Below are 3,407 nucleotides of genomic sequence, written 5' to 3' on the forward strand. Positions count from 1 at the left end.
GCCTTTTCTTTTTTTTATATTACACACCCCTGGGTCTCAAACCTCACCCCCCTCCCGCCCGGCCCCCCCGCCCGGGCCGGGTGGGGGCCCTGGCCGGGGCCCGGGGCGCCCCCCGCGGCGCCGGGACCCACCACGGGCGTGCTCCGGAGGTTTTCGCTCACCGCGCCGAGCGAGGGCCTGCGCCAACCGAAGCCCGCCTGAACCGAGGGCGCTTACCGGCACATCGAGGGGCTGTGCCGGGAAGCGCCTCGGACGATCGGCCGGTGCGCCGGACAGGTGACCGCCACCCTCCCTGGAGTGGCTGGATCCCATCCGGTGCACCGGCTGTTCACTTTTTCGGAGAGAAAACCGCGCTACGTCACCGAAATCCGCTCGGCGGGCACATCCGCGCAGCCGCGCACCGAAGCCGCCGCCGCGCTGACCCGCCGCACCGCTTCCGGCAACTGCTCGCGCGGGAGCCCGAACGGCAGCCGCAGCCAGCGTTCCAATCCGCCGTGTACTCCGAACCTGGAGCCGGGCGCGATTTGCACCCCGTGGTTCGCCGCCGACACCGCCAGCCGCGTGCTCATCGGTTCCGGCAACCGGCACCACACCGACAGTCCGCCGGGCGGCACCGTGAATGTCCACTCTGGACAGTATTTGCGCAGCGCCGCGACGGTGATGTCCCGCTGTTCCCGGAATTCCGTACGGCGGCGGGCGAGCAGGTCGTACCCCTCCGGTTCCAGCAGCGCGGCCAGCACGAGCTGGTCGAACACCGGCGCGCCGAGATCGACCGCGAACCGCGACGACTGCAGCCGGTCCAGCAGATCCGTGGACGCCCGGATCCAGCCCAGCCGCAGCCCGCCCCACTGCGATTTCGCCGCGGAACCGACGCTCAGCACCAAATCCCCGGCGAACGCGGCCAGCGGCGGCGGACCGTCCACCGGATCGCCCTCGTAATCCAGTTCCACCAACGATTCGTCGACGACCACCGGCGTCCGCGACCGGGCGAGGAGACCGCCGAGCCGTTCGCGGCCGGCCGCGTCGAGGCGCAGTCCGGTCGGGTTCTGGAAGTCCACCACGAGGTAGCCGAACCGGGGCGCGGCCTGGCGCAGCGCGGCCTCGATCCCGGGCAGATCCCAGCCGAGCACCGGATCGAGCGCGACCGGCACCGGCAGCGCGTGCGTGGCGCGGACGGCGTCGATCGCGTTCGGGTACGTCGGCTGTTCGAGCAGCACCCGGTCGCCGGGTCCGGTCAGCATTCGCAGGCAGAGCACGAAAGCGGAGTACGCGCCGGACGTCACCAGCACCTGGTCCGGCGTGGTCGGCAGGCCACGCGCGGTGTAGCGCTCGGCGATCCGCTCGCGCAGCCGCGGGAGGCCGCCGGTGAGGTAACCGTTGCCGCTGACGTACTCGACCAGGTCGCGGCGCGCGGTGTCGAACGCGGCCATCAGCCCCGGCACGGCGGGCGGCGCGGCCCGCGCGAGGTCGAGGAGATCGTCGCGGACCGCCTCGGCCTCGTCGCGGCTTCCGACCCCAGCCACCCACGAACCGGCTCCGCGACGGCTGGCGACGAGGCCGTCCGCGCGGAGCCGGTCGAGCGCCGCACCGATGAGAGTGCGGCTGACGCCGAGCGCGTCGGCGAGTTCGCGCTCGGCGGGCAGCCGGGTGCCGACCGGCAACTGCCCGTCGAGCACGTGCAACTCGACCGCCGCGGCGAGGTCGGACGCGCCCTGCCGGGAACCACGCTGCCGCCATTCCCCCAGCAATGTGGCCAATCTGCGTCCCGAGATGCGTCCGCCGAGAGGTTCCATAAGACCAATTATCGCGTATTGGCCATGGCATACCAGGCCAGTGGTCGCCAATAGTGGAGAAGTGGCAGTTACCGACCTCAGTCCCCTCAGCCTTCGCCGGGCCCCCGCGCGCCGGGGTGTCCAGCTGCTCGCCGGCCTAGCGCTCTACGGCGCGAGCATGGCCATGCTCACCCGCGCCCACCTCGGCCTTGACCCGTGGGACGTGCTGCACGAGGGCCTCACCAAGATCACCGGCCTGAGCTTCGGCACGGTCACCGCGATCGCGTCGGTGTTCGTGCTGCTGCTGTGGATTCCGCTACGGCAGCGGCCGGGCATCGGCACCGTCGCGAACGTCGTGGTGATCGCGATGACCGTCGACGCGGTGCGCGCCGTGCTGCCGGATCAGCACGTGCTGGTCTGGCAGATCCTGATGCTGGCCGGCGGCGTAGTGCTGAACGCACTGGCGACCGCGGTGTACGTCGGCACCCGCCTCGGCCCCGGCCCGCGCGACGGGCTGATGACCGGCCTGCACGCCCGCACCGGCTGGTCCGTCCGGCTGGTCCGGACCGGCATCGAGGTGCTGGTCCTCGCCGCGGGCTGGCTGCTCGGCGGCACCGTCGGCGTCGGAACCGTGCTGTACGCGCTCAGCATCGGCCCGCTGACCCAGGCCCTGCTCCCCCTCGTCACTTGGCGCACCGGGGCGCACCAGCAGGAACAGCATTAGCGGTTGCCGACGGCCTGCCGGACCGCCGGGTAGTCGATACCGCGCGCCGCGAGGAAGTCCGCTACCGGGCCGCGCTGTTTGACCAGCGCGAGCAGCAGATGTTCCTGCCCGAGATGCTTGTCGCCGAGATCATGCGCCTCCCGCACGCTCATCTGCAGCGCGTTCTTCGCGTCCTCGGTGAACGGCAAGTGATTGCGCCGGGTACGCCGACCGGCCTCGGCGAGCGCTCCCGGCCCGTGCGTCTGCTCAATCCGCTCCACGATCTGATCGACGTCGATGCCGAACTCGGTGAGCGCCTCGGCATCGGCGTCACTGATCCCGCCCCGGCGGCGAATCCGGGCAAGCTCAGCGAGAACGTCGTCGCGAGACACCCCCAGGGCCTGCAACAACCGCACCGCCTCGCCGCCCTCGATCCGCGCCAGCCCAGCGAAAACAGCCTGCGCGGAAATCTCGTGCGCCCCCGCCTCGCGCGCCGCCGCCTGCGCTTCGACCACGGCTCTCCGGGCATCGTGAGTGAACTTCTCGAACATCAATGCCTCCCGTACTTCTTGTGTACGGCCTGCCGGCTAACCCCCAGCTCAGCCGCGATGTCCTGCCAAGACCAGCCGTGCATGCGCGCACTGCGCACCTGCACCGCCTCCAACTGCTCCAGCAACCGCCTCAGCGCCGCCACCGCCCGAAGCCCCACCCGGGGATCCCGGTCACCGGCGCGAGCGGCCAAATCCGTCGCTTCCGTCATGATGTCAATCTAGGTTGACACCCACCCGGCTGTCAACCCGAGTTGACACACCCCCTCGCCACCCTCCGCCTCCGACGCACCCAACTCACCAGGCACCCAGCCCCCTCCCTGCACCCCGATACGAAGCCTTCTCTGCGGTTCGGGGGTGCTTGTCAAGGCATCTTTCCCGCCT

Annotated in this window: 4 protein-coding genes; 1 reads left to right on the top strand and 3 read right to left on the bottom strand. The window is 71.0% G+C overall.

Features of this window, described 5'->3' with window-relative positions:
• Positions 1-353 precede the first annotated feature (353 nt).
• Positions 354-1,793, bottom strand: a complete 1,440-nt coding sequence (gene yczR, locus ACWGIC_RS44760) for a MocR-like transcription factor YczR (protein ID WP_452082036.1) — start codon at positions 1,791-1,793, stop codon at positions 354-356.
• Positions 1,794-1,854: 61 nt separating this feature from the next.
• Here yczR and yczE point away from each other — a divergent pair, with 61 nt between their 5' ends.
• Entirely contained in the window at positions 1,855-2,496 is a 642-nt protein-coding gene (yczE, locus tag ACWGIC_RS44765) for a membrane protein YczE (RefSeq protein ID WP_452082037.1), read from the top strand.
• On the opposite strand, the gene ACWGIC_RS44770 is transcribed toward yczE, so the two are convergent.
• Positions 2,493-3,026, bottom strand: coding sequence for a Clp protease N-terminal domain-containing protein (locus ACWGIC_RS44770; protein WP_452082038.1), 534 nt, complete (start codon positions 3,024-3,026; stop codon positions 2,493-2,495). The genes yczE and ACWGIC_RS44770 overlap by 4 nt on opposite strands.
• Positions 3,026-3,235 (bottom strand): hypothetical protein, encoded by a 210-nt coding sequence (locus ACWGIC_RS44775; protein ID WP_009071860.1) that lies wholly within the window; start codon positions 3,233-3,235, stop codon positions 3,026-3,028. The genes ACWGIC_RS44770 and ACWGIC_RS44775 overlap by 1 nt, the downstream gene beginning before the upstream one ends.
• Positions 3,236-3,407 lie beyond the last annotated feature (172 nt).

The sequence above is a fragment of the Amycolatopsis sp. NPDC054798 genome (assembly GCF_053611505.1).